The organism is Pectobacterium aquaticum (genome assembly GCF_003382565.3).
Taxonomy (GTDB): domain Bacteria; phylum Pseudomonadota; class Gammaproteobacteria; order Enterobacterales; family Enterobacteriaceae; genus Pectobacterium; species Pectobacterium aquaticum.
Map to the genome: position 1 here is coordinate 1,221,461 of NZ_CP086253.1, position 20,283 is coordinate 1,241,743.

17 protein-coding genes and 6 tRNA genes are annotated in these 20,283 nt (G+C 51.6%); 13 read left to right on the forward strand and 10 right to left on the reverse strand.

The genetic code is table 11. From position 1 onward, the window contains the following. The first annotated feature begins 12 nt into the window (after nucleotides 1–12). The 7 genes from dgt to DMB82_RS05765 all read left to right on the forward strand — a co-directional run bounded on the left by dgt (nucleotide 13) and on the right by DMB82_RS05765 (nucleotide 8,798). Nucleotides 13–1,524 (forward strand): dGTPase, encoded by a 1,512-nt coding sequence (gene dgt / locus DMB82_RS05735; protein ID WP_116156215.1) that lies wholly within the window; start codon nucleotides 13–15, stop codon nucleotides 1,522–1,524. Between the two features lie 189 nt (nucleotides 1,525–1,713). Beyond that, nucleotides 1,714–3,162: a serine endoprotease DegP gene (gene degP / locus DMB82_RS05740; protein ID WP_102118573.1), complete on the forward strand. Its 1,449-nt coding sequence runs from the start codon at nucleotides 1,714–1,716 to the stop codon at nucleotides 3,160–3,162. Nucleotides 3,163–3,394: 232 nt separating this feature from the next. Then, the gene (locus DMB82_RS05745) at nucleotides 3,395–4,552 is read left to right on the forward strand and encodes a CdaR family transcriptional regulator (protein ID WP_102118572.1); all 1,158 of its coding nucleotides are present in this window, start codon (nucleotides 3,395–3,397) and stop codon (nucleotides 4,550–4,552) included. A gap of 396 nt (nucleotides 4,553–4,948) precedes the next feature. Further along, nucleotides 4,949–5,953: a sulfate ABC transporter substrate-binding protein gene (locus DMB82_RS05750; protein WP_420892628.1), complete on the forward strand. Its 1,005-nt coding sequence runs from the start codon at nucleotides 4,949–4,951 to the stop codon at nucleotides 5,951–5,953. Between the two features lie 156 nt (nucleotides 5,954–6,109). Continuing rightward, complete coding sequence (gene cysT / locus DMB82_RS05755) at nucleotides 6,110–6,922, forward strand: sulfate ABC transporter permease subunit CysT (RefSeq protein WP_102118570.1); 813 nt, start codon at nucleotides 6,110–6,112, stop codon at nucleotides 6,920–6,922. A gap of 12 nt (nucleotides 6,923–6,934) precedes the next feature. Next, nucleotides 6,935–7,816 (forward strand): sulfate ABC transporter permease subunit CysW, encoded by an 882-nt coding sequence (cysW, locus tag DMB82_RS05760; RefSeq protein ID WP_116156216.1) that lies wholly within the window; start codon nucleotides 6,935–6,937, stop codon nucleotides 7,814–7,816. After that, nucleotides 7,806–8,798 carry a sulfate/molybdate ABC transporter ATP-binding protein gene (locus DMB82_RS05765; protein WP_010299494.1) on the forward strand — a complete coding sequence of 331 codons (993 nt, stop codon included), beginning with the start codon at nucleotides 7,806–7,808 and terminating at the stop codon, nucleotides 8,796–8,798. Before cysW ends, DMB82_RS05765 begins: the two co-directional genes overlap by 11 nt. Before the next feature lie 80 nt (nucleotides 8,799–8,878). On the opposite strand, the gene DMB82_RS05770 is transcribed toward DMB82_RS05765, so the two are convergent. The 3 genes from DMB82_RS05770 to DMB82_RS05780 all read right to left on the reverse strand — a co-directional run bounded on the left by DMB82_RS05770 (nucleotide 8,879) and on the right by DMB82_RS05780 (nucleotide 11,364). Further along, nucleotides 8,879–9,313: a DoxX family protein gene (locus DMB82_RS05770; RefSeq protein ID WP_102118568.1), complete on the reverse strand. Its 435-nt coding sequence runs from the start codon at nucleotides 9,311–9,313 to the stop codon at nucleotides 8,879–8,881. 335 nt (nucleotides 9,314–9,648) lie between these two features. Continuing rightward, nucleotides 9,649–10,230, reverse strand: a complete 582-nt coding sequence (locus DMB82_RS05775; RefSeq protein WP_116156217.1) for a TetR/AcrR family transcriptional regulator — start codon at nucleotides 10,228–10,230, stop codon at nucleotides 9,649–9,651. Between the two features lie 84 nt (nucleotides 10,231–10,314). Further along, entirely contained in the window at nucleotides 10,315–11,364 is a 1,050-nt protein-coding gene (locus DMB82_RS05780; RefSeq protein WP_102118566.1) for an aldo/keto reductase, read from the reverse strand. A 186-nt stretch (nucleotides 11,365–11,550) separates the two neighbouring features. Between DMB82_RS05780 and DMB82_RS05785 the strand changes: the two genes are divergently transcribed. Next, complete coding sequence (locus DMB82_RS05785) at nucleotides 11,551–12,657, forward strand: NADH:flavin oxidoreductase (RefSeq protein ID WP_102118565.1); 1,107 nt, start codon at nucleotides 11,551–11,553, stop codon at nucleotides 12,655–12,657. A 151-nt stretch (nucleotides 12,658–12,808) separates the two neighbouring features. Here the strand turns inward: DMB82_RS05785 and DMB82_RS05790 are convergent. The 4 genes from DMB82_RS05790 to DMB82_RS05805 form a co-directional block, all read right to left on the reverse strand. Further along, a tRNA-Lys gene (locus DMB82_RS05790) sits at nucleotides 12,809–12,884 on the reverse strand. Between the two features lie 7 nt (nucleotides 12,885–12,891). Continuing rightward, nucleotides 12,892–12,965 (reverse strand) — tRNA-Val (locus tag DMB82_RS05795). 67 nt (nucleotides 12,966–13,032) lie between these two features. Then, a tRNA-Val gene (locus DMB82_RS05800) sits at nucleotides 13,033–13,108 on the reverse strand. A gap of 57 nt (nucleotides 13,109–13,165) precedes the next feature. Beyond that, nucleotides 13,166–13,241: transfer RNA gene (locus DMB82_RS05805), tRNA-Val, on the reverse strand. 291 nt (nucleotides 13,242–13,532) lie between these two features. Here DMB82_RS05805 and gltX point away from each other — a divergent pair. Continuing rightward, complete coding sequence (gene gltX, locus DMB82_RS05810; RefSeq protein ID WP_102118564.1) at nucleotides 13,533–14,948, forward strand: glutamate--tRNA ligase; 1,416 nt, start codon at nucleotides 13,533–13,535, stop codon at nucleotides 14,946–14,948. A gap of 81 nt (nucleotides 14,949–15,029) precedes the next feature. Here gltX and DMB82_RS05815 read toward each other — a convergent pair whose 3' ends face one another. Beyond that, nucleotides 15,030–15,899 carry an alpha/beta hydrolase gene (locus DMB82_RS05815; RefSeq protein WP_226306221.1) on the reverse strand — a complete coding sequence of 290 codons (870 nt, stop codon included), beginning with the start codon at nucleotides 15,897–15,899 and terminating at the stop codon, nucleotides 15,030–15,032. A 284-nt stretch (nucleotides 15,900–16,183) separates the two neighbouring features. Between DMB82_RS05815 and DMB82_RS05820 the strand changes: the two genes are divergently transcribed. Continuing rightward, nucleotides 16,184–16,259, forward strand: a tRNA-Ala gene (locus DMB82_RS05820). Nucleotides 16,260–16,306: 47 nt separating this feature from the next. Continuing rightward, a tRNA-Ala gene (locus DMB82_RS05825) sits at nucleotides 16,307–16,382 on the forward strand. 161 nt (nucleotides 16,383–16,543) lie between these two features. Here DMB82_RS05825 and ung read toward each other — a convergent pair. After that, nucleotides 16,544–17,230: a uracil-DNA glycosylase gene (ung, locus tag DMB82_RS05830; RefSeq protein WP_116163078.1), complete on the reverse strand. Its 687-nt coding sequence runs from the start codon at nucleotides 17,228–17,230 to the stop codon at nucleotides 16,544–16,546. 377 nt (nucleotides 17,231–17,607) lie between these two features. Between ung and grcA the strand changes: the two genes are divergently transcribed. After that, on the forward strand, nucleotides 17,608–17,991 hold the full coding sequence (grcA, locus tag DMB82_RS05835) for an autonomous glycyl radical cofactor GrcA (RefSeq protein ID WP_005973551.1): 384 nt from the start codon (nucleotides 17,608–17,610) through the stop codon (nucleotides 17,989–17,991). A gap of 66 nt (nucleotides 17,992–18,057) precedes the next feature. On the opposite strand, the gene srmB is transcribed toward grcA, so the two are convergent. After that, nucleotides 18,058–19,383, reverse strand: a complete 1,326-nt coding sequence (gene srmB / locus DMB82_RS05840; protein WP_116163076.1) for an ATP-dependent RNA helicase SrmB — start codon at nucleotides 19,381–19,383, stop codon at nucleotides 18,058–18,060. A gap of 134 nt (nucleotides 19,384–19,517) precedes the next feature. Here srmB and trmN point away from each other — a divergent pair, with 134 nt between their 5' ends. After that, nucleotides 19,518–20,264 (forward strand): tRNA(1)(Val) (adenine(37)-N(6))-methyltransferase TrmN, encoded by a 747-nt coding sequence (gene trmN / locus DMB82_RS05845; RefSeq protein WP_102118561.1) that lies wholly within the window; start codon nucleotides 19,518–19,520, stop codon nucleotides 20,262–20,264. Nucleotides 20,265–20,283 lie beyond the last annotated feature (19 nt).

Genomic DNA, 20,283 nt, shown 5'->3' on the forward strand with positions numbered 1-20,283 from the left:
AGGGAGAACCGTATGTCTGATATCGATTTCGCCAAAAAAATGAGCTTTCAGCGCTATTTTAGCCGGTCTAAAACGCTTGATGATGGCTATGCGATTGTGCGCCAGTTTGAGAGCGATCGGGGTCGTATTATTAACTCCGCGGCCATCCGCCGTTTACAGCAAAAAACCCAGGTCTTTCCGCTAGAACGTAATGCGGCTGTCCGCTCCCGTCTGACTCATTCGATGGAAGTTCAGCAGGTTGGCCGCTATATCGCCAAAGAAATTTTGCACCGTCTGCAAGCCGATGGACGGCTGACATCGCTGGGTCTGAAAGACAGAGAAACGCCGTTTGAAAGTCTGGTCGAAATGGCATGCCTGATGCATGACATCGGCAATCCGCCGTTTGGGCATTTTGGCGAATCCGCGATTAATCAATGGTTCAGAAAATTGCTGGATAGCCACTATCTGGACAGTGAATCCCCGGAACGCGTCGATGACTGTAGAGTCCCCACGCTGCGGATGCAGCAAGATGGGCTGGACGATCTGCGCGGGCAGATTCGGCAGGATCTGAGCCATTTTGAAGGCAACGCACAGGCGATCCGTCTGGTGCATACGTTGCTGAAGCTCAACCTGACCTACGGACAGGTGGCCTGCATTTTGAAATACACCCGCCCCGCGTACTGGCACGGCGAGCTTCCGGCGGATTACCATTATTTGATGAAGAAGCCGGGCTACTATCTGGCAGAGGAAGCGTTTGTCGCCACACTGCGTGAAGAGCTGGATATGGGCGAATTTCACCGTCATCCGCTGAGCTACATTATGGAAGCGGCTGATGATGTGTCCTACTGCATCGCGGATCTTGAGGATGCAGTCGAGAAAGATATCCTCACGATCGAAGAACTTTACGATCGTCTGCGCGAGAATTGGGGCACAGGAACAGAGAAAGACATTTTCGCTAAAACAATTGAACGCGCTTACAAAGAACGTGAGCGCTTTCAATGGCGTAGCCACGACGATCAGTTCTTCATGAATCTCCGTGTTCATACCGTGGGGCAGATGGTGCCGCATGCCGCGCAGCGTTTTATCGACAACCTGCCGGAGGTCTATGCTGGATCGTTTAATCAGGCATTGCTTGAGGACGACAGCCCGCAGAACCGCCTGTTAGGCATTTTTAAACGCGTCGCCTTAAAGCACGTTTTTAACCACCATGAAGTTGAACAGTTGGAGCTACAGGGTGACCGCGTGATTCGCGGCCTGCTGGATATTTATAGCCCGCTGCTTGAGATGCCCTATCAGGATTTCAGCCAGCTTGTAAGCGACGATACGCACAAGCGCTATCCGATTGAAACGCGGCTTTACCACAAGCTATCCAGCAAGCACTGTCTGGCCTATTGCGAAGCGGTTACCGAGTTGGAAGGATTACCCGAAACCGAGCGTGTCATCCGTGAATATTATTATCGGGCGCGCCTGATTCAGGATTACATCAGCGGTATGACGGATTTGTACGCCTACGACGAATACCGCAAGCTGATGGCGGCAGATTAGCGATGAACAGGCAGCAACGGAAATCACGACTTTTGTAAAGCCGTTCAATATTTCCTTACGCTTCACGATCTTCCCCTTTGGAACCTTGTTGGTCCATATTTATCTCATACAGCACGACCACTGAGTGTACCCGGTGTCGGGTACACGGGCCGTAAGACTCGCGTGTTGATGACTATGAGATAACCTCCTATGAAAAGAAAATCACTGGTTCTGAGTGTGCTGGCGTTAAGTCTGGCGATGGCGATAGGCTCCACCACGGCGAATGCCGCTGAGTCAGCGGCGTCTGCCGCGTCATCGGGTCAATTACCCAGCCTGGCTCCTATGCTGGAAAATGTCATGCCTTCTGTGGTGAGCATCTACGTGGAAGGGCATACCACCCATGCGGGCAATGAGGGAAAAGAAGGGATCCCACCGCAGCTTCAGCCGTTTTTTGGTGAAAACTCGCCTTTCTGTCAGGAGGGATCGCCGTTCCAGTCATCGCCAATGTGTCAGGGAGAAGGTGACGACGACGGCCAGCCAGCGCAGCAGGAAAATTTCCAGGCGCTGGGCGCGGGCGTCGTGATTAATGCAGAGAAAGGCTATGTGGTGACCAACAGCCATGTGGTGGATAACGCTGACAAGATTCAGGTTCGACTCAGCGATGGCCGCAAGTATGATGGCAAAGTGTTAGGCAAAGACACACGTTCCGATATCGCGCTGGTGCAGTTGAAAGATTTTAAAAATCTGACGGCAATTAAGGTCGCAGATTCTGACCAACTGCGGGTCGGTGATTATACGGTAGCGATTGGTAATCCGTATGGTCTGGGCGAGACGGCGACATCGGGCATTGTGTCCGCGCTGGGGCGTAGCGGGTTGAATATTGAAAACTACGAGAACTTTATTCAGACCGATGCAGCGATCAACCGGGGGAATTCCGGTGGTGCGCTGGTCAACCTGAACGGAGAGCTGGTTGGGTTGAATACCGCGATTCTTGCTCCAGATGGCGGCAATATCGGGATTGGTTTCGCTATCCCCAGCAATATGGTGAAAAGCGTCGTGGCACAGATTGTCGAATTTGGTGAAGTGAAGCGCGGCGAGCTGGGTATCACCGGGACAGAGCTGAACTCCGAACTGGCTCAGGCGATGAAGGTCGATGCACAGCGCGGTGCGTTTGTGAGCCAGGTGCGGCCGAAGTCGGCGGCAGATGAGGCGGGCATCAAGGCGGGCGATGTGATCGTCACGCTGAATGGTAAAGCAGTCAGCAGCTTCTCTGCACTGCGTGCGCAGGTTGGATCGCTGCCAGTGGGCAGCAAAGTCGCGCTGGGACTGCTGCGTGAGGGTAAAGCGCTGACGGTTGAGGTAACGCTGCAACAGAGCAATCAGGCTCAGGTGGCTTCCGGTAATCTTTACTCTGGCATTGAAGGTGCCGAGCTGAGCAATACTCAGGTGGACGACAAAAAAGGCGTCAAGGTGGATAACGTTAAACCCGGTTCCGCAGCGGCTAAGGTTGGCCTGAAGAAGGACGACATTATTCTGGGCGTTAACCAACAGCCGGTACAGAATATTGGCGAGTTGCGTAAAATTCTGGACAGCAAACCGGCCGTATTGGCCTTGAATGTGCGTCGCGGTGACAGCACGATTTACCTGTTGGCTCAGTAATCAATTTGTTCAATGTGTAAGTTAATAATTACCTTTTAAGACAATTTGTTACGTTAGTCTTTTCGCTGGGCACGCGGGTGCCCAGCTACCTCTCGCTTCTCCCTGAAAGTGCTTTTGTGAGTTCTTCCACAGATTTAATCTAATTCCCGTTTCTTTGTTAATTTGCACAATGTGTGGCGCGCCGTGTGGCGGTATGCTGGTGCAATTGTCAATGTTCCTCTCAGAGGTAAAAATGGCGTCGTATCATCTTAATGCCAAGATGGCGCAGGATATTGTCGCGCGGACCATGCAGATCATTGATAGCAATATCAACGTGATGGATGCTCGCGGTAAGATCATCGGCAGTGGCGATCAGGAACGATTGGGGGAACTGCACGAAGGCGCGCTGCTGGCGCTTTCACAGGGGCGAGTTGTCGATATTGATGATGCTGTGGCGCGTCACCTGCACGGTGTGCGCCCGGGCATCAATTTACCTTTGCGCATCGACGGTGAAATTGTTGGCGTCATCGGCCTGACGGGGAATCCTAGCCAGCTACGGCAGTACGGCGAGCTTGTCTGCATGACGGCGGAAATGATGCTGGAGCAAGCGAGGCTGTTGCATATGCTGGCGCAGGATAGCCGCCTGCGTGAAGAGCTGGTACTGAACCTGATTCGCACCGACGATCTGTCTCCCGCGCTCATGGAGTGGGCGCAGCGCTTAGGCATCGATCTAAATAAGCCGCGTGTCGCAGCGGTGATCGAAGTGGACAGCGGGCAACTCGGCGTCGACTCTGCTATGGCAGAGCTACAGCAGTTGCAGACGTTGCTGACCACGCCGGAACGCGACAACCTCATTGCTATCGTTTCTCTGACGGAAATGGTGGTGCTAAAACCGGCACTGAACAGCCACGGTCGCTGGGATGCAGAGGAACACCGGCGTCGCGTGGATACGCTGATGTCGCGTATGGCGGAAAGCAGTCGGCTGCGGGTACGTCTGGCGCTGGGGAACTATTTTGCGGGCTCCGGTAGCATCGCGCGCTCCTACCGCACGGCACGAACGACCATGAGCGTAGGCAAACAGCGTATGCCCGCCCAGCGCTGTTATTACTATCAGGATTTGATGTTACCCGTGCTGCTGGACAGCCTGCGCGGCGGCTGGCAGGCAAACGAACTGGTGCGTCCGCTTTCGAAGCTTAAAGCAATGGACGGCAATGGTCTGCTGCGTCGGACGTTGGGTGCCTGGTTCCGTAACAACGTCCAGCCCGGCGCGACGGCGAAAGCGCTGTTTATCCACCGTAATACGCTGGAATATCGCCTTAACCGCATCTCTGAACTAACGGGGTTAGATCTGGGGAATTTTGACGATCGTCTGCTGTTGTACGTGGCTTTGCAACTGGACGAAGAAGAGTAGGGCAGAAAGACACGCCGTTTACGTCCTCCGTCACTCAAGTTTCCCTTGCACCGTATCCACCTGATGCCGCAAGGCATCAGGGTTACCTCATATCCAGTCGTAAAAAGATTGCCGCTGCAACAAAATTGCTTAGACTGAAAACTATTACATAATCATTAACAATATAACGCGATAGCATAAATTATCGCGAAACAATATTTTTGCCCCTTCCTTATATCCACTATTGTCACTTCCATGTTGTCAGCCTGATATACCCGTCCTATCTCAAGCGGCATGTACGCGGTTCAAATCGATAACGTTTTGTCCTGTAAATCGAATTGTTTAATTTATTAATCAGTCACATCCGTCATGATTTCATCTGATACTTTCGAGCATTAGGGAGTGATAAGAATGCCAATACGTCGTCTGGGGTTATCTGTTGCTACGGCAGCACTGTTGTTTTCTGGTGTGGCCTCGGCGGCTACCGAATTATTAAACGTGTCTTACGATCCGACGCGCGAACTCTATCAGCAATACAATGCGGCGTTTATTAAGCATTGGAAAGCCACTAGCGGTGAAGATATCACCATCAAAAATTCGCACGGCGGTTCTGGAAAGCAGGCGCGTTCGGTAATTGACGGCTTACAGGCTGATGTGGTGACGCTGGCGCTGGCGGGTGACATTGATGCACTAAATCTGAATCAACCGATGATCGATCCTAAATGGCAGGCACGTCTGCCTGACAACAGCACCCCTTACACCTCCACCATCGTTTTTCTGGTGCGCAAAGGTAATCCGAAGCAAATCAAAGACTGGAACGATCTGGTGAAGCCGGGCGTTGACGTGATCACGCCAAACCCGAAAACCTCCGGCGGCGCGCGTTGGAACTTCCTGGCTGCCTGGGCTTATGCCAAAGCGCAACCGGGTGGTAATGATGAAACCGCACTGAAATTTGTCACTGAACTGTATCGCCATGCGCCCGTACTGGATACCGGTGCGCGTGGGGCAACCATCAGCTTTGTGCAACGTCAGCTAGGCGATGTGCTGCTGGCATGGGAAAACGAAGCGTACCTGTCTCTGCAAGAGCAGGGCGGCGATCAGCTTGAGATCGTGACGCCGTCTCTGTCGATTCTGGCAGAACCGCCGGTTGCCGTTGTCGACAAAGTCGTTGAGCGCAAAGGGACGCAGAAACAGGCTGAAGCCTATCTGCAATACCTCTACAGCGATGAAGCGCAGCGCATCATCGGTAAAAATTTCTACCGTCCACGTAATGCCAAGATCGCTGAAGAGTTTAAAGATCAGTTTGCACCGGTGAATCTGGTGACGATTGATAAGGATTTCGGCGGCTGGAAAGCGGCACAGGAAAAATACTTTAACGATGGCGGTGTGTTCGACGCCATCTTTAAAGAGATTAATAAGTAAGTTTCTAATGTCTGACGGATTAAGGCTGCTATCACCCTAGCGGCTTTTTTCAGGTTAAGAAGGCAGAGGATCTGCCGCCTTAACCTTTCTGTCAGGTAGCGCGCGTCGGCAAGCAGTTGTTGGCTGGGTAGTGAGTATGAAAATTAAAGGCACGGTATGTCACAACGTTCTTCCTCAGTGATCCCCGGTTTCGGGCTAACGTTAGGGTTTAGCCTGAGCTATTTAGGATTAATTGTCCTCATTCCGTTGGCGGGGATGTTTTTGTATGCCAGCCAACTAACGTTTGGTCAGTTTTGGGATCTGATCACCAGCCGTCAGGTGCTTTTCTCCCTACGGCTTTCGTTTGGTACGGCGCTGGCAGCGGCGTTGATTAACGGTATTCTCGGGACGCTGCTGGCCTGGGTGCTTGTGCGGTATACCTTTCCCGGCCGTAAAGTGATCGATGCCATGATCGACATGCCCTTCGCGCTGCCAACTGCCGTGGCGGGGATCGCGCTGACGGCGTTGTATGCGCCGAATGGCCTGATTGGCTCGCTGTTTCCGTTCAAAATTGCCTACACCGGTATTGGCATCACGCTGGCGCTCATTTTCGTCACGCTGCCTTTCGTGGTCAGAACGCTGCAACCGGTGCTGGCTGATATTCCGAAAGAAGTGGAAGAAGCAGCCGCCTGCCTTGGTGCACGTCCGCTTCAGGTTTTCCGCCATGTCTTGCTGCCTGCGGTGTTACCGGCGTGGCTGACGGGGTTTGCGCTGGCCTTTGCCCGTGGGGTTGGAGAATACGGTTCCGTGGTATTTATCGCGGGGAATATTCCATTTAAAACCGAAATCCTGCCGCTGCTGATCGTCTCCAAGCTCGATCAGTATGACTACAAGGGAGCAACTGGGATCGGCGTATTCATGTTGCTGGTTTCTTTCATTATGCTGCTGCTGATTAACGTGTTGCAGCGCCGCATTCAACCGAAACTGTAAGGGCCGGTCGTCATGGAACAGGTTATTTCCGCTCAGGCCAGCGCGGCTAAAAGAAAAAAACAGCCCGCCGCCTATTACATTCTGATTTCACTCGCGTGGGTCGTCTTTTTTCTGATTCTGGTGCTGCCGTTGATGATGGTGATGACTCAGGGGCTGGATAAAGGTGTCGGCGCATTTTGGGACGCGATTACCGAACCGGATGCGATCTCTGCGCTTAAGCTGACGCTACTCGCGACCGTCATTTCTGTGCCGTTAAATGTGGTGTTCGGGCTGGCGACAGCGTGGTGCGTGACGAAATTCGAATTTCGTGGCAAGAGCTTTTTGCTGGCGCTGATCGATTTGCCATTCTCCGTTTCGCCCGTGGTTGCGGGGCTGGTGTATGTGCTGCTGTTTGGGGCACAAAGCTCGCTCCATCCTTTTCTGCTCGAACACGATCTGCAAATTGTTTACGCCGTGCCGGGCATCGTACTGGCGACAATTTTTGTCACGCTGCCCTATGTTGCGCGTGAGCTGATTCCGTTGATGGAAGAGCAAGGCTCGCAGGAAGAAGAAGCGGCGCGGTTGCTAGGGGCGAACGGCTGGCAAATGTTCTGGCACATTACGCTGCCGAATGTGAAATGGGCGTTGATCTACGGCGTAGTGCTGTGTACCGCGCGTGCGATGGGGGAATTTGGCGCCGTTTCCGTTATTTCCGGCCACATCCGCGGACTGACTAACACGCTGCCGCTGCATATCGAAATTCTTTATAACGAGTACAACATCGTTGCCGCTTTCAGCGTGGCGATTCTGCTGCTGATAATGTCGCTAGTGGTGTTGCTGCTGCGCCAGTGGAGTGAAGGTCGATTGACGAAGCAAATACAGAAACAACAGGAGTTGGCCAAAAATGAGCATTGAAATTCGCAATATTAATAAACAATTTGGCCAGTTCCGGGCGCTGAACGAGATTAATTTGTCGATCCATAGCGGTGAGCTGGTGGCGCTGCTTGGGCCATCGGGCTGTGGTAAGACGACGCTGCTGCGTATTATCGCCGGGCTGGAACAGCCGGATAGCGGTAGCATTATCTTTCACGGTCAGGATGTGTCCGTTCACGATGTGCGTAAACGCAACGTGGGGTTCGTATTCCAGCACTACGCGTTGTTCCGTCACATGACGGTGTTCGATAACGTGGCGTTTGGGCTGCGAATGAAGCCTAAAAATATCCGGCCATCGAAGAGTGACATCGAAAAGAAAGTGCATGAATTGCTGAATCTGGTGCAGTTGGACTGGCTTGGGGATCGCTATCCTGAACAGCTTTCCGGCGGCCAACGCCAGCGTATTGCACTGGCGCGTGCGTTGATCGTCGAGCCGAGCATCCTGCTGCTGGATGAACCTTTTGGCGCACTGGATGCCAAGGTACGTAAAGAGCTGCGTCGCTGGCTGTCTCAGTTGCATGAAGATATCGATCTGACGTCGGTATTTGTGACGCACGATCAGGAAGAAGCGATGGAAGTCGCTGACCGCATCGTGCTGATGAACAAAGGCGTGATTGAACAAATCGGCACGCCAGCGGAAGTGTATAACAACCCAGCCAGCGAATTTGTTTACCATTTCCTTGGCGACAGTAACCGACTGAAAGTGGCGCAGACGGAAGAGACGATTCTGTTTCGTCCGCATGAAGTGTCGTTATCCGTTCAGGCGCAGGAAGGCTATCAGGCAGTGACAGTGCGAGATATTCGCCCACTCGGTGCCTTGACTCGTCTGTCGTTGAAGCTGGGCGAGCAGTCAGAGCTGATTGAAGCGGAAGTTGCAAAAGACGATGCAAGCCTGCACGGGCTACAGAAAGGCGATGTGATTCAGTTCAAACCCAAGCGTTATAGTCACGATTGGGAAATTTGATCGATAGGGCATCGAAATAAAAAACCCGCGAATCCGCGGGTTTTTTGCTTTTGTCGTGAATACCTGCTGGGTGGCAAGGATTAGCGATAAGCGGGGTTAGAGGCAACAGAATAGCGACCACTACCGACCAGCATGATGATAATGCCCGCGAAGAAATAGAGTGCTTCCAATTCCAGCGCCCAGGCACCCACTTTGGTCAGAGTGAAGAATTTACCCATTCCCACCATCAGCGTAGCAACAACCAGCGTCAGCGCGGCAATCAGGCCTGAAACGCGGGTAAATACGCCCAGAATAATCAGAATCGGGGCAACAACCTCACCGATATAAACGCCATAAGCGATAAAACCAGGCAGGCCTGCACCTTGCAGCATCTGTACTATCCAGCCTACACCGTGCTCAACTTTTGCTACGCCGTGAAACAGCAGCAGAATACCCACGGTTAAACGCAGTAAAAGTTTACCTGCATCAGGATGATCGGTTAAACGCGTGAACCACTGATTCAACTGAGCAATCATAATAGACAACCTCATAAGTGAGCAAAAATGCTGATTGGTAATGCTTGTTTATATAGTGCGGCAGTGTCGTCGATTTAGGGACAGAATAGAAAACCAATAAATTTGATATTTTCTGTCAAAAAATTACGTGAACAGTAAACGCAGATAAGCATAGCACCGCGATTGCGGCGGTCTAATGATGGATGGGAATAATGCAATAACAAGATGTTATGAAAAAGAAACACAGTCTGAATGGCTGAAGGCAAGAGGAATGGATTGCATAAAGGGAATCGTTTTAGAGGGGATAGAATTTGGAACCTATCTTGGATGTGACAGGTCCCTTTTTCATAACCTGTTTATGCGTCGCCAAGCAGCGCTTTTTTGGCGGCGATAAGAAAGTCGTCTGACAAAGGATCGCCAGCCGTTGCTCGCGCTAACGTGAGTGCGCCGGATAACAGGGCGAATTGCGCCAGAGCATGCAGTCGGCGCTGGTCTTTATCTTTTATCGTCGATAGAGACTCCAGCCTGTCCAGCATGGCTCTGACACCACTGAGATAAACCTCACGTATCGGTTTGTCTTCACTTTCTCTGGCTATGTCGCTGGCTAGCGCAGTGAGCGCACAGCCGTCCTTAGCGCCGTCACGATGGGCGGGGGAAAGATAGTGTTCCACCATCGTTTGCAGGTCATGTTGACCTGCGTGCTGAGTTATTTCCTGCCAACGCGAGCGAGAGTCCTCAAGCGCTTTTCGGCTAGCGATGGCAGCGAGCTCATCCTTAGAAGCAAAATGACCATAAAAGCCACCGTGAGTTAAGCCGGCCGCGGCCATCAAGTCGTTCACGCTGACGCCGTTCAGGCCCCGTTCACGAAAGAGTTGTGAAGAAACCTGAATGATTTCCTCTCGGTTACGCTCCATCTGCTGTTTTGATACACGGGCCATGCTGTTCTCCTCTTTCTGTCAGGCATCATCTTAGGGTATGAAAAAGTCAGACTCAATAGATGATGCCTTTCATCAATAGCCAGATCAGGCCCGTGGCGGCCACGGTGTAATAATATGAGCACTGTTGCCCCCTTGAGCCCGAGGCAATGACCCTGCGATCTGATCGTGCGGCGTCCCCAGCGAAATAGCACTGACGTCGTCCAGTCGTGCGACCTGATCGTCGCTTAGCGTCACACCTAATGCAACCAGTGTATCGTCCAACTGCGCCAGTGTGCGGGAGCCCAGAATGGGGATCAGGCTGGTGCTAGCGCGGGCGGATTTATGTCGCAGCCAGGCGATGGCAATCTGTATTGGCATGACATTTAAGTCGTTTGCCACGCGAAAGACCTCGTCCAACAAGGTTGTGTCTTGCTCTGTGTGTACTAGTCTTCCGCCAAAACCGATCAGACGGCCTTCTTTACTTTTACGGTATTTTCCCGTCAGCAGGCCGCCACCCAGTGGAGACCAAAGCGTTGCTGCCAGCCCCATTGCTTCAGCCATCGGCAGTAGCTCTCGTTCTGCGGTGCGCTGCACCAGACTGTATTCCACCTGAATACCGGCAATTCGCGACCAGCCGCGCAGTTCCGCGATGGTGTCCGCTCTGGCAATGCGCCAGGCGGGGAAATTAGAGAAGCCTGCGTACTGGATTTTCCCTGCCCGAACGAGATCGTCGAAAGCGCGAACAATCTCTTCCAGTGGCGTTAATTGGTCATCAAAGTGCGCCCACAGTACATCGATACGATCGGTGTTTAGCCGTTTTAGGCTGTTTTCGACTGATGAGATCATGTTCTTGCGGCTATTGCCGGTTTGGGAAATTCCGGCATCCGGCATGGCACTTAAGGTGTACTTCGTCGCAACGACAAAATGGTCGCGATCTGCGGCAATGAATTCTCCGACCATTTGCTCAGATTGGCCTAACTGGTAAGCATCCGCTGTATCGATGAAGTTGCCGCCCGCGTTGGCATAACGATCAAATACCTGTTTAGCCTGTTCTTTTTCAGAACCATAGCCCCAACCGGTGCCAAAATTTCCTGTTCCGAGAGCAAGTTCGGAAACGCGTAAGCCCGTATTACGTCCAAAAGTCGTGTATTTCATGCTGCTACCTTTATTTTTAGATGTTGTGTGACATTTATTATATATGTCATATATCATCTATATTGCAAGTGGAGCGGTATTATTTTTACGGGATGTCGAGTTAACTGGGGTTGCTTAACCGCATGAATTGAGTTTCTAATCGATATTCAACGCCGCGATAGCGTTAAACCATAAAAGGAAATATTTATGTCTGATGATGTTCTGTTTAGTCCCTTCACGTTGAAAGGGTTAACCCTTCCTAACCGCATTGTTATGGCACCGATGACGCGAGGTATGGCTGAAAACGGCATTCCTGGCCCAGCGCAGGCGGAATATTATCGCCGCCGTGCCGAAGGGGGAGTTGGGCTGATTCTGACAGAGGGAACGGTAGTCGATCGTCCCGCTTCGCGTAATATGCCAGGAATCCCGCTCTTTCACGGCGAAGCCGCGTTGACCGGTTGGGACGCGGTGGCGAAAGCGGTTCATGCCGCTGGTGGTCGTATTGGGCCGCAAATTTGGCATACGGGTTCAACCCACGGACGTGGCTGGGAGCCTGATGCGCCTGTTGAAAGCCCCTCGGGAATCGTCAGTCCAGATGAGCCTCGCGGTGTGGTGATGACCGAAGAAGATATTGCCGATACCGTGGCAGCTTTCGCTCGCGCTGCGGCGGATGCGAAACGATTGGGTTTTGACACGTTGGAACTGCATGGTGCACATGGTTACCTGATCGACCAATTCTTTTGGTCGGGCACGAATAAGCGTGAAGATGCCTTTGGTGGCGCAACGATCCGCGAACGTTCTCGCTTTGCCGCTGAGGTAATTCGTGCTGTCCGGACCGCTGTTGGTGAGGATTTCCCGCTGATCCTGCGTGTGAGTCAGTGGAAGCAGCAGGACTATAGTGCGCGGCTGGCGAGTTCCCCACAGGAGATGACGGACTGGTTAGCGCCGCTGGTTGAGGCGGGTGTGGATATTCTTCACTGTTCCCAGCGTCGTTTCTGGGAGCCTGAATTCCCGGAGGTTGATGGGGCGGAAGGGCTGAACTTCGCCGGTTGGGCGAAAAAACTGACGGGTGCGGCGACAATTAGCGTTGGCTCAGTGGGATTGAGCTCGGATTTCTTTGCTGCGTTTGGTGGTGAAGGTTCTGGCACGGCGGCATTGGACAATCTGCACGCTCGGATGGAGCGAGAGGAGTTTGACCTGATCGCGGTAGGCCGAGTCCTGCTTTCTGATGCGCAATGGGTACAAAAAGTGCGTTCTGGGCAGACTGATAAATTACGCGGTTTTGACGCTGCGGATTTAGCCGTACTGGCGTGATATTTAGGTGCCGTAGCTGAGTAGGGCTGCGGTACTTCATTGAATATTGGGAAAGCTAACGCGGAATCATTGAGCAGGTTCTCACCTACACGACATGCACAATATATAACATTGGATGGATTTACTTCAGATAGGAATAACTTTGCGGAAGTGGTGGGTCGTGCAGGATTCGAACCTGCGACCAATTGATTAAAAGTCAACTGCTCTACCGACTGAGCTAACGACCCGCAGAAGTGGTGGGTGATGACGGGATCGAACCGCCGACCCCCCTTGTAAGGGAGGTGCTCTCCCAGCTGAGCTAATCACCCACTTCTGAACTACATTTACTTCTTGACTTGCTTCAACTTCTAATAAGAAGACCAGCTGGTATGAGATTGGTGGGTGATGACGGGATCGAACCGCCGACCCCCTCCTTGTAAGGGAGGTGCTCTCCCAGCTGAGCTAATCACCCAATCTCAAATCTTCTTACTCTACACAGCGAGCTACTCTTATTTAAAACTCAAAAGAGTGGTGGGTGATGACGGGATCGAACCGCCGACCCCCTCCTTGTAAGGGAGGTGCTCTCCCAGCTGAGCTAATCACCCCCGCTGTGTGGAGTCGCATTATAGGGATCCTTGAATGTGAGTCAACGCTTTTTAAAACTAAAATGATTGTTCGTTGCAAAATTAGTCAAGGCGTCGTATTTATCGCCGTTGGTGCTGCATCCTTGCGCAATTCAGCCTGTTATCTTGCCATCGCTAGCAGAATAAAAGCATGTGCGGCATGTTACGGCGTTGAGGAATCGAAGCAGAGTGATAGAATGTTGCCCACTTTTGTTCTCTGAGCTTATGTCGGTCTATGCCGACAGCCGTTGCGTAATAAGGCTGTAATCCCAAATGAAAATCAAAACCCGTTTCGCCCCTAGTCCTACTGGCTATCTCCACGTCGGCGGCGCTCGTACCGCACTGTATTCTTGGCTGTTTGCCCGTCATCATGACGGCGAGTTCGTGCTGCGTATTGAAGATACCGATCTGGAGCGTTCAACTCAGGACGCGATTGATGCCATTATGGATGGTATGAACTGGCTGAGCCTGAACTGGGATGAAGGCCCGTACTACCAGACTAAACGTTTTGACCGTTACAACGCAGTCATCGATCAGATGCTGGAAAACGGTACGGCATATAAGTGCTACTGTTCTAAAGAGCGTCTGGAAGCGCTGCGTGAAAAGCAGATGGAAAACGGCGAAAAGCCGCGTTACGACGGCTGTTGCCGTGGCTCTCACGAACACCATGCTGATAATGAGCCGCACGTCGTGCGTTTCCTCAACCCGCAGGAAGGCTCGGTCATCTTCAATGACCGCATTCGCGGGCCGATCGAATTCAGCAATCAGGAGCTCGATGACCTGATTATCCGTCGTACTGACGGTTCACCAACCTACAATTTCTGTGTCGTTATCGATGACTGGGATATGGAAATCACGCACGTTATCCGTGGTGAAGACCATATCAACAACACGCCGCGTCAGATCAACATCCTGAAAGCGCTGGGCGCACCCGTGCCAGAATATGCGCATGTGTCGATGATCCTGGGCGACGACGGTAAGAAATTGTCCAAACGTCACGGCGCTGTGGGTGTAATGCAATACCGCGATGACGGCTATTTGCCGGAAGCACTGCTGAACTATCTGGTGCGTTTAGGCTGGTCGTCTGGCGATCAGGAAATCTTCTCTATAGATGAGATGAAATCGCTGTTCTCGCTGGATGCTGTCAACAAATCGGCGAGCGCTTTCAATACTGAGAAGCTGCAATGGCTGAACCATCACTATATTAACCATTTACCCGCAGAATATGTGGCGACACATCTGTTATGGCATATCGAGCAGGCAGGGATTGACACCCGTACTGGGCCGCAGTTGAGCGAGCTGGTTGGTTTGCTGGGCGAACGCTGCAAGACGCTGAAAGAAATGGCGGATTCTTGCCGTTATTTCTATGAAGATTTTGCTGAGTTTGACGCTGATGCCGCGAAGAAACATTTGCGTCCGGTTGCCCGTCAGCCGCTTGAGCTGGTACGCGAGAAGCTGGCCGCGATAACGAGCTGGACGCCGGAGAATATCCATCACGCCATTCAGGGCACGGCGGACGAGCTGGGTCAGGGCATGGGTAAAGTCGGTATGCCGCTGCGTGTTGCGGTAACGGGCGCGGGTCAGTCTCCAGGTGTTGATGTGACTGTGCACGCGATTGGTCAACAGCGTTCGCTGGCGCGTATTGATAAAGCACTGGCGTTCATCGCCGAGCGTGAAGCGCAGCAGTAATCGTTATCGCGTGAATAGCGTTATATAAAATGAACCCTGGCCAGAAGCCGGGGTTCATTTTTTTATGGCGTGCTATGGGAATTATTGACCGGCGATAGCAACCGCTTTACCGATGGCATCGGGGATCACGTCGCCGTGCCCTTTACCGAGGAACAGAATAAAGTCGGCTTTTGTGCCTTGTTCGTTGAGCTGTGCGACCAGTGCCGTTGCTCTTTCCACCATTTTTCTTTGGCTGATCCGTTCTGCCCGCTTTTCATCAACGGGTTTACCTGCCTGCGTTTTGGCTTGCTCATCTTCATTTGCCCCTGCCGTGACGGTTATTGACAGCGGTGGTGTAGCGAGCAGCGGCGTTCTTGCCGGAATCACGACGCCATTTCCCCACCAGATAGACGGGCTTGCGGCAACATAACGCTGGAAAGATTCGGTGTGGTTAAACAGCGTATAGAGCGTAAACAGACCGCCGAAAGAGTGCCCGGCCAGCGTTTGTTTTTGCTTATTTACGGCGTAGTTCGCTTCAACCCAGGGCTTTACCGTGGATTGCAGGAATTGATAAAACGCTTCGGCTTCGCCGCCTGCGGCAAAATCTGGATCGGTGAGCGTTGTCGGTGGCGTGTAGTCACGCGTTCTGGCGGGAACATCGTAAGGCTTATCGATCGGATAACCCACGGCGACAATCAGCGGTGCTGCGCCATTTTTTGTATTGTAGCTGTTTACGGCAACGGGAAACTGAGCGTTGCCATCCAGCATGTACAGAACCGGATAACCGCCTTCAGGTGCGGGTTGGCGGGGAAGCGCCATGAAAAGCCGATAGACATGCTGTGCATCGCTTTTCATTTCAACGAGCTTGATCTCAAATTGAGCTTTTGCTTGTTCGGTCATATCAGGAATGGTTGGCTGCGCCCGAACAGGCAACATGCCAGAGGCAGATACCATCAGAGAAAATACAATCATAGGAAAATAGCGCATGTGGTGAGGCTTATATAAGAGGCAGAAGCGTAACGTGAAATGATGATAATAAATCGCGTTATCGTTAGCAGCTTTTTTATTGAGACTGCAATTTAAATTGTGCTTATGACGAGATGACATCGAAATTGCCGCCTGTTTTTTCTTACCTTTGGCGTCTTTTTCAGCGGTTAATCGGATAACCGGATTTAGCCGTTGACACTGCGAATCGGGTTTCATATTATGCGACGCGTTCGCACAGTACTTGCCCTCGCGGTGATGCTGTAAGATACGGGGCTATAGCTCAGCTGGGAGAGCGCTTGCATGGCATGCAAGAGGTCAGCGGTTCGATCCCGCTTAGCTCCACCAAACACTCCCTCTGTTTGGTTCATTATCACGAACATTCCACACGTTGTGGGGCTATAGCTCAGCTGGGAGAGCGCTTGCATGGCATGCAAGAGGTCAGCGGTTCGATCCCGCTTAGCTCCACCAAATCATCGAATTAACGCTTATTCATCCCTTTCTCAATATATCTGCATTCAATGAACGTTTTTTATTTGCTCAATACGTTAGTGAGCGATTTCTTGTAAACCATCCCTTGTAAACGACAGTTGGCCGCCTTCGTTTTTTGAAGACAACCAACCCGTTATCGCTTAAGCCTCTTCCGGGAGCCTTGGCGTCCAGTCTATTGGCGACAGCCCTTGCTGTTCCAAAAGCTGATTAGCCTGAGAAAAATGCTTACAGCCCAAGAAACCACGGTGTGCAGACAGTGGGGAAGGGTGCGGCGATTTCAGAATATGATGGCGCTGCTGGTCAATGATGTTGCCTTTTTTCTGTGCATGAGAGCCCCATAGCAGAAAAATCAGGCCTTCCCGTTGTTCATTCAATGCTGCGATGACGCGGTCAGTAAACGTTTCCCAGCCCAAATTAGCATGCGAGTGCGCCTGTCCAGCTTCAACGGTTAATACCGTGTTGAGCAGTAAAACGCCTTGCTCTGCCCAGCTTTGCAGAAAACCGTGTCGTGGAATTTCAAATCCAGGGATGTCGCTCGCCAATTCTTTATAAATATTACCCAGAGAAGGCGGAGCGGGTACGCCCGGACGTACAGAAAATGACAGCCCGTGTGCCTGATTCGGGCCGTGATAGGGATCTTGCCCGAGAATGACGACTTTGACCTGATGCAGTTCAGTAAAGCGGAACGCGTTGAAAACATCCTTCTGCGGGGGATAGATAGTTTTACCCGCTGCACGTTCCTTCCCAACGAATTCAAGGGTATTAATGAAGTAAGGCTGCTGCTTTTCTTGTGCCAGCACGTCATGCCAGGTGAGAGAGATCGCCATCATGCACTCTTTTTTTACAGGTTGAATGGTGTTGTCGGTAGCTTACCGATCTATCGTCCTGAGGTAAAACCGTAACCGCTATTGTCGGGATGAAAGGACCTTTTTTGAAAAAAAATTGAAAATTTACAAAAATATTTGCAATTCAGTGTGTTGGTAAAATTGATATAAAACAATATATTGCCATCGGGCTGCCAAGTCGTGGGCTTTTAAAATTGATTTAAGTCAAGGATGTCTGGTTGTCAGGCTGGTATATAAGAGGCAGATACAAACGGTTTTATACGATCGTTACGAAATTTAGCAGTTTTTTTGCTGATAGCGATTTTTACTCAGTTAGTTTTTTAACTAAGACAATAACACGCCGTTTTACGGAGGCAATTATGGTTACTGGTATTCAAATCACCAAGGCTAACGACAGCGCGCTGATCAATTCTTTCTGGTTGCTGGATGAAGAAAAATCACAGGCGCGTTGCGTGTGTGCTAAATCAGGTTATAGCGAAGATCAAATCGTTCCGGTGAGCGATCTGGGTCAGATCGAGTATCGTGAAATTCCGCTGGAAATCAAACCTGAAGTGCGTGTGGAAGGCGGTCAACACCTGAACGTAAACGTTCTGCGCCGTGAGACGCTGGAAGATGCTGTTAAGCATCCGGAAAACTATCCGCAACTGACTATCCGCGTATCTGGTTACGCTGTGCGTTTCAACTCACTGACGCCAGAACAGCAGCGCGACGTTATCGCTCGTACTTTTACAGCAAGCCTGTAATTCAAGCCTTAACAAAAAGGGAGCTGAGGCTCCCTTTTTTTACATCTATATAAAACATCGACTGTTTTATTCGGCAGAGGGTTCGTCGGTTTTCTGCGTTGGTTGACGACGCTTACCAATATTTTTAGCATCGCGATGACGAACTTTTACCTTAACTTTTTCTTTTTCCTTCTCTTTTTTCTCTTGTCTCTTAGCCAGTACTTTTTTCGACGGTTTCCCCGTCGTTTTGGCGCTTGGCGCTTTCGTCTCTGGGCGGAGTTCTTCAATGACGCGCGGTTTTAGCGGTTCATTCAAGTAGCGACTGATTTTTCCCAGCAGCAGATGGTCGTGCGCTTCGACGAAAGAGATAGCACAGCCTTTACGACCGGCGCGACCGGTGCGGCCGATACGGTGAAGATAGGTGTCCGATGTGCGCGGCAAATCGAAGTTAAATACGTGGCTGACATCGTTAATATCAATACCACGCGCTGCGATATCCGTTGCTACCAGCACGTTGACACGCCCGTCGCTGAGACGTTTGATCGCCTCATTACGTTTAGCTTGCACCATTTCGCCTTCAAGATAGCAGGAGTTAATGCCCGCTTCACGCAACCAGGCAACCAGCTCGTGCACGCGCTCACGCTTGCGTACAAAAACGATAGAACGCGTCACGTCCGGCTGTTTTAACTGGTGGCAGAGCAGCGCCGTTTTGTGTTTGAGATCGTCGGCGCGGTAATACCATTGCAGAATTTTTTTACGTTCCCGACGCGATGGATCGGATTCGATTTCAACAGGTTCGTTGAGCAAGCGCTCGGCGAAATCTTTGATCGCGTCCCCTTCCAGCGTTGCAGAAAACAGCATCGTTTGCTTGCGCCAGCGGGTTTCTCCAGCGATGTGTTCAATATCCTGAGCGAAGCCCATATCCAGCATTCTGTCTGCTTCATCCAGAATCAGCGTTTCTACCGCGCGGCAATCGAAGTTTTCTTCTTTAATGTATTGCAGAAGACGGCCCGTCGTCGCGACGACGATATCCTGATTTTCACTGAAGACTTCTGCGTGGTTCATGTAGGCCACGCCGCCGGTGATCGTGGCGATATCCAGGTGCGTATGTGCAGCAAACGCTCGCGCCTGATCGGCCACCTGCATGGCGAGTTCACGGGTTGGCGTGAGGATCAGAATACGAGGTGGACCCGATTTTTTACGAGGGAAATCGATAAGATGCTGCAAAACCGGCAGCAGATAGGCGGCGGTTTTACCTGTTCCTGTTGGCGCGGAGCCTAGGACGTCGCGGCCTTCCATCGCCGGAGGGATCGCCTCAGCTTGAATCACGGTTGGGCGCTCGTAGCCCATGTCGCGCAGGGCGTCTAACAGGCTTTCATCAAGATCGAGCTCGGAAAAATTGGTTACAGTCATGGTCTACCTCTATTTGGGGCGCCGATTATAGACGGATTGGCCGGTTTCTTCACCTGTTTAAGCAGACATCGGCACTTTTCCTGCATTGATGTTTCACCTATGCTACTGCGGTTTGCGTTTGGAATCTTATTTTCATGAGTCATCAGGCTGATAATAAACTGACATTGCGTCGGGATGGTTTTACCTTCAAGCAATTCTTTGTGGCGCACGATCGCTGTGCCATGAAGGTGGGGACCGACGGCATTTTGCTGGGAGCATGGACGCCAGTGTCTTCAGCCACTCGGATTTTGGATATCGGTAGCGGTTCCGGTCTTCTCGCGTTGATGCTGGCGCAACGTTCTGAACCGCATGTTCCGATTGATGCCGTCGAGCTGGATAGTGCCGCCAGCCAGCAGGCACAGGAGAACATTGCCGCCTCTCCATGGGCTGACAGAATCACGGTGTATGCTGAAGATATTGTCGGTTTTGCTGAGACGCGAGCCGCCGATTATTCGTTGATTATCAGTAACCCGCCTTATTTCCCGCCAGGGATCGCGTGCGGATCGGCTCAGCGCGATCAGGCTCGCTATACCACCTTGTTAACTCATGAAGCGCTGTTGCATTGTGCGCATCAGTTGCTAATGCCTGAAGGTCTTTTCTGCGTAGTGCTACCGGTTCAGGTTGCTGAGTCTTTTATTCCGCTGGCGCAGCAGCACCATTGGTATGTTCACCAGCAGCTTCGCGTATCGGAACAGGAAGAGAAACCAGCGCATCGCGTTTTGCTGGCGCTGTCTCGTCAGGAAAGAGAATGTTTGAGTTCCTCACTGGTAATTCGTGATGCAGAAAGGGGTTATTCGACGGATTTCCAGCAACTGACAAAAGATTTTTATCTCTTTATGTAGATGGCAGACGCCTTGTTGC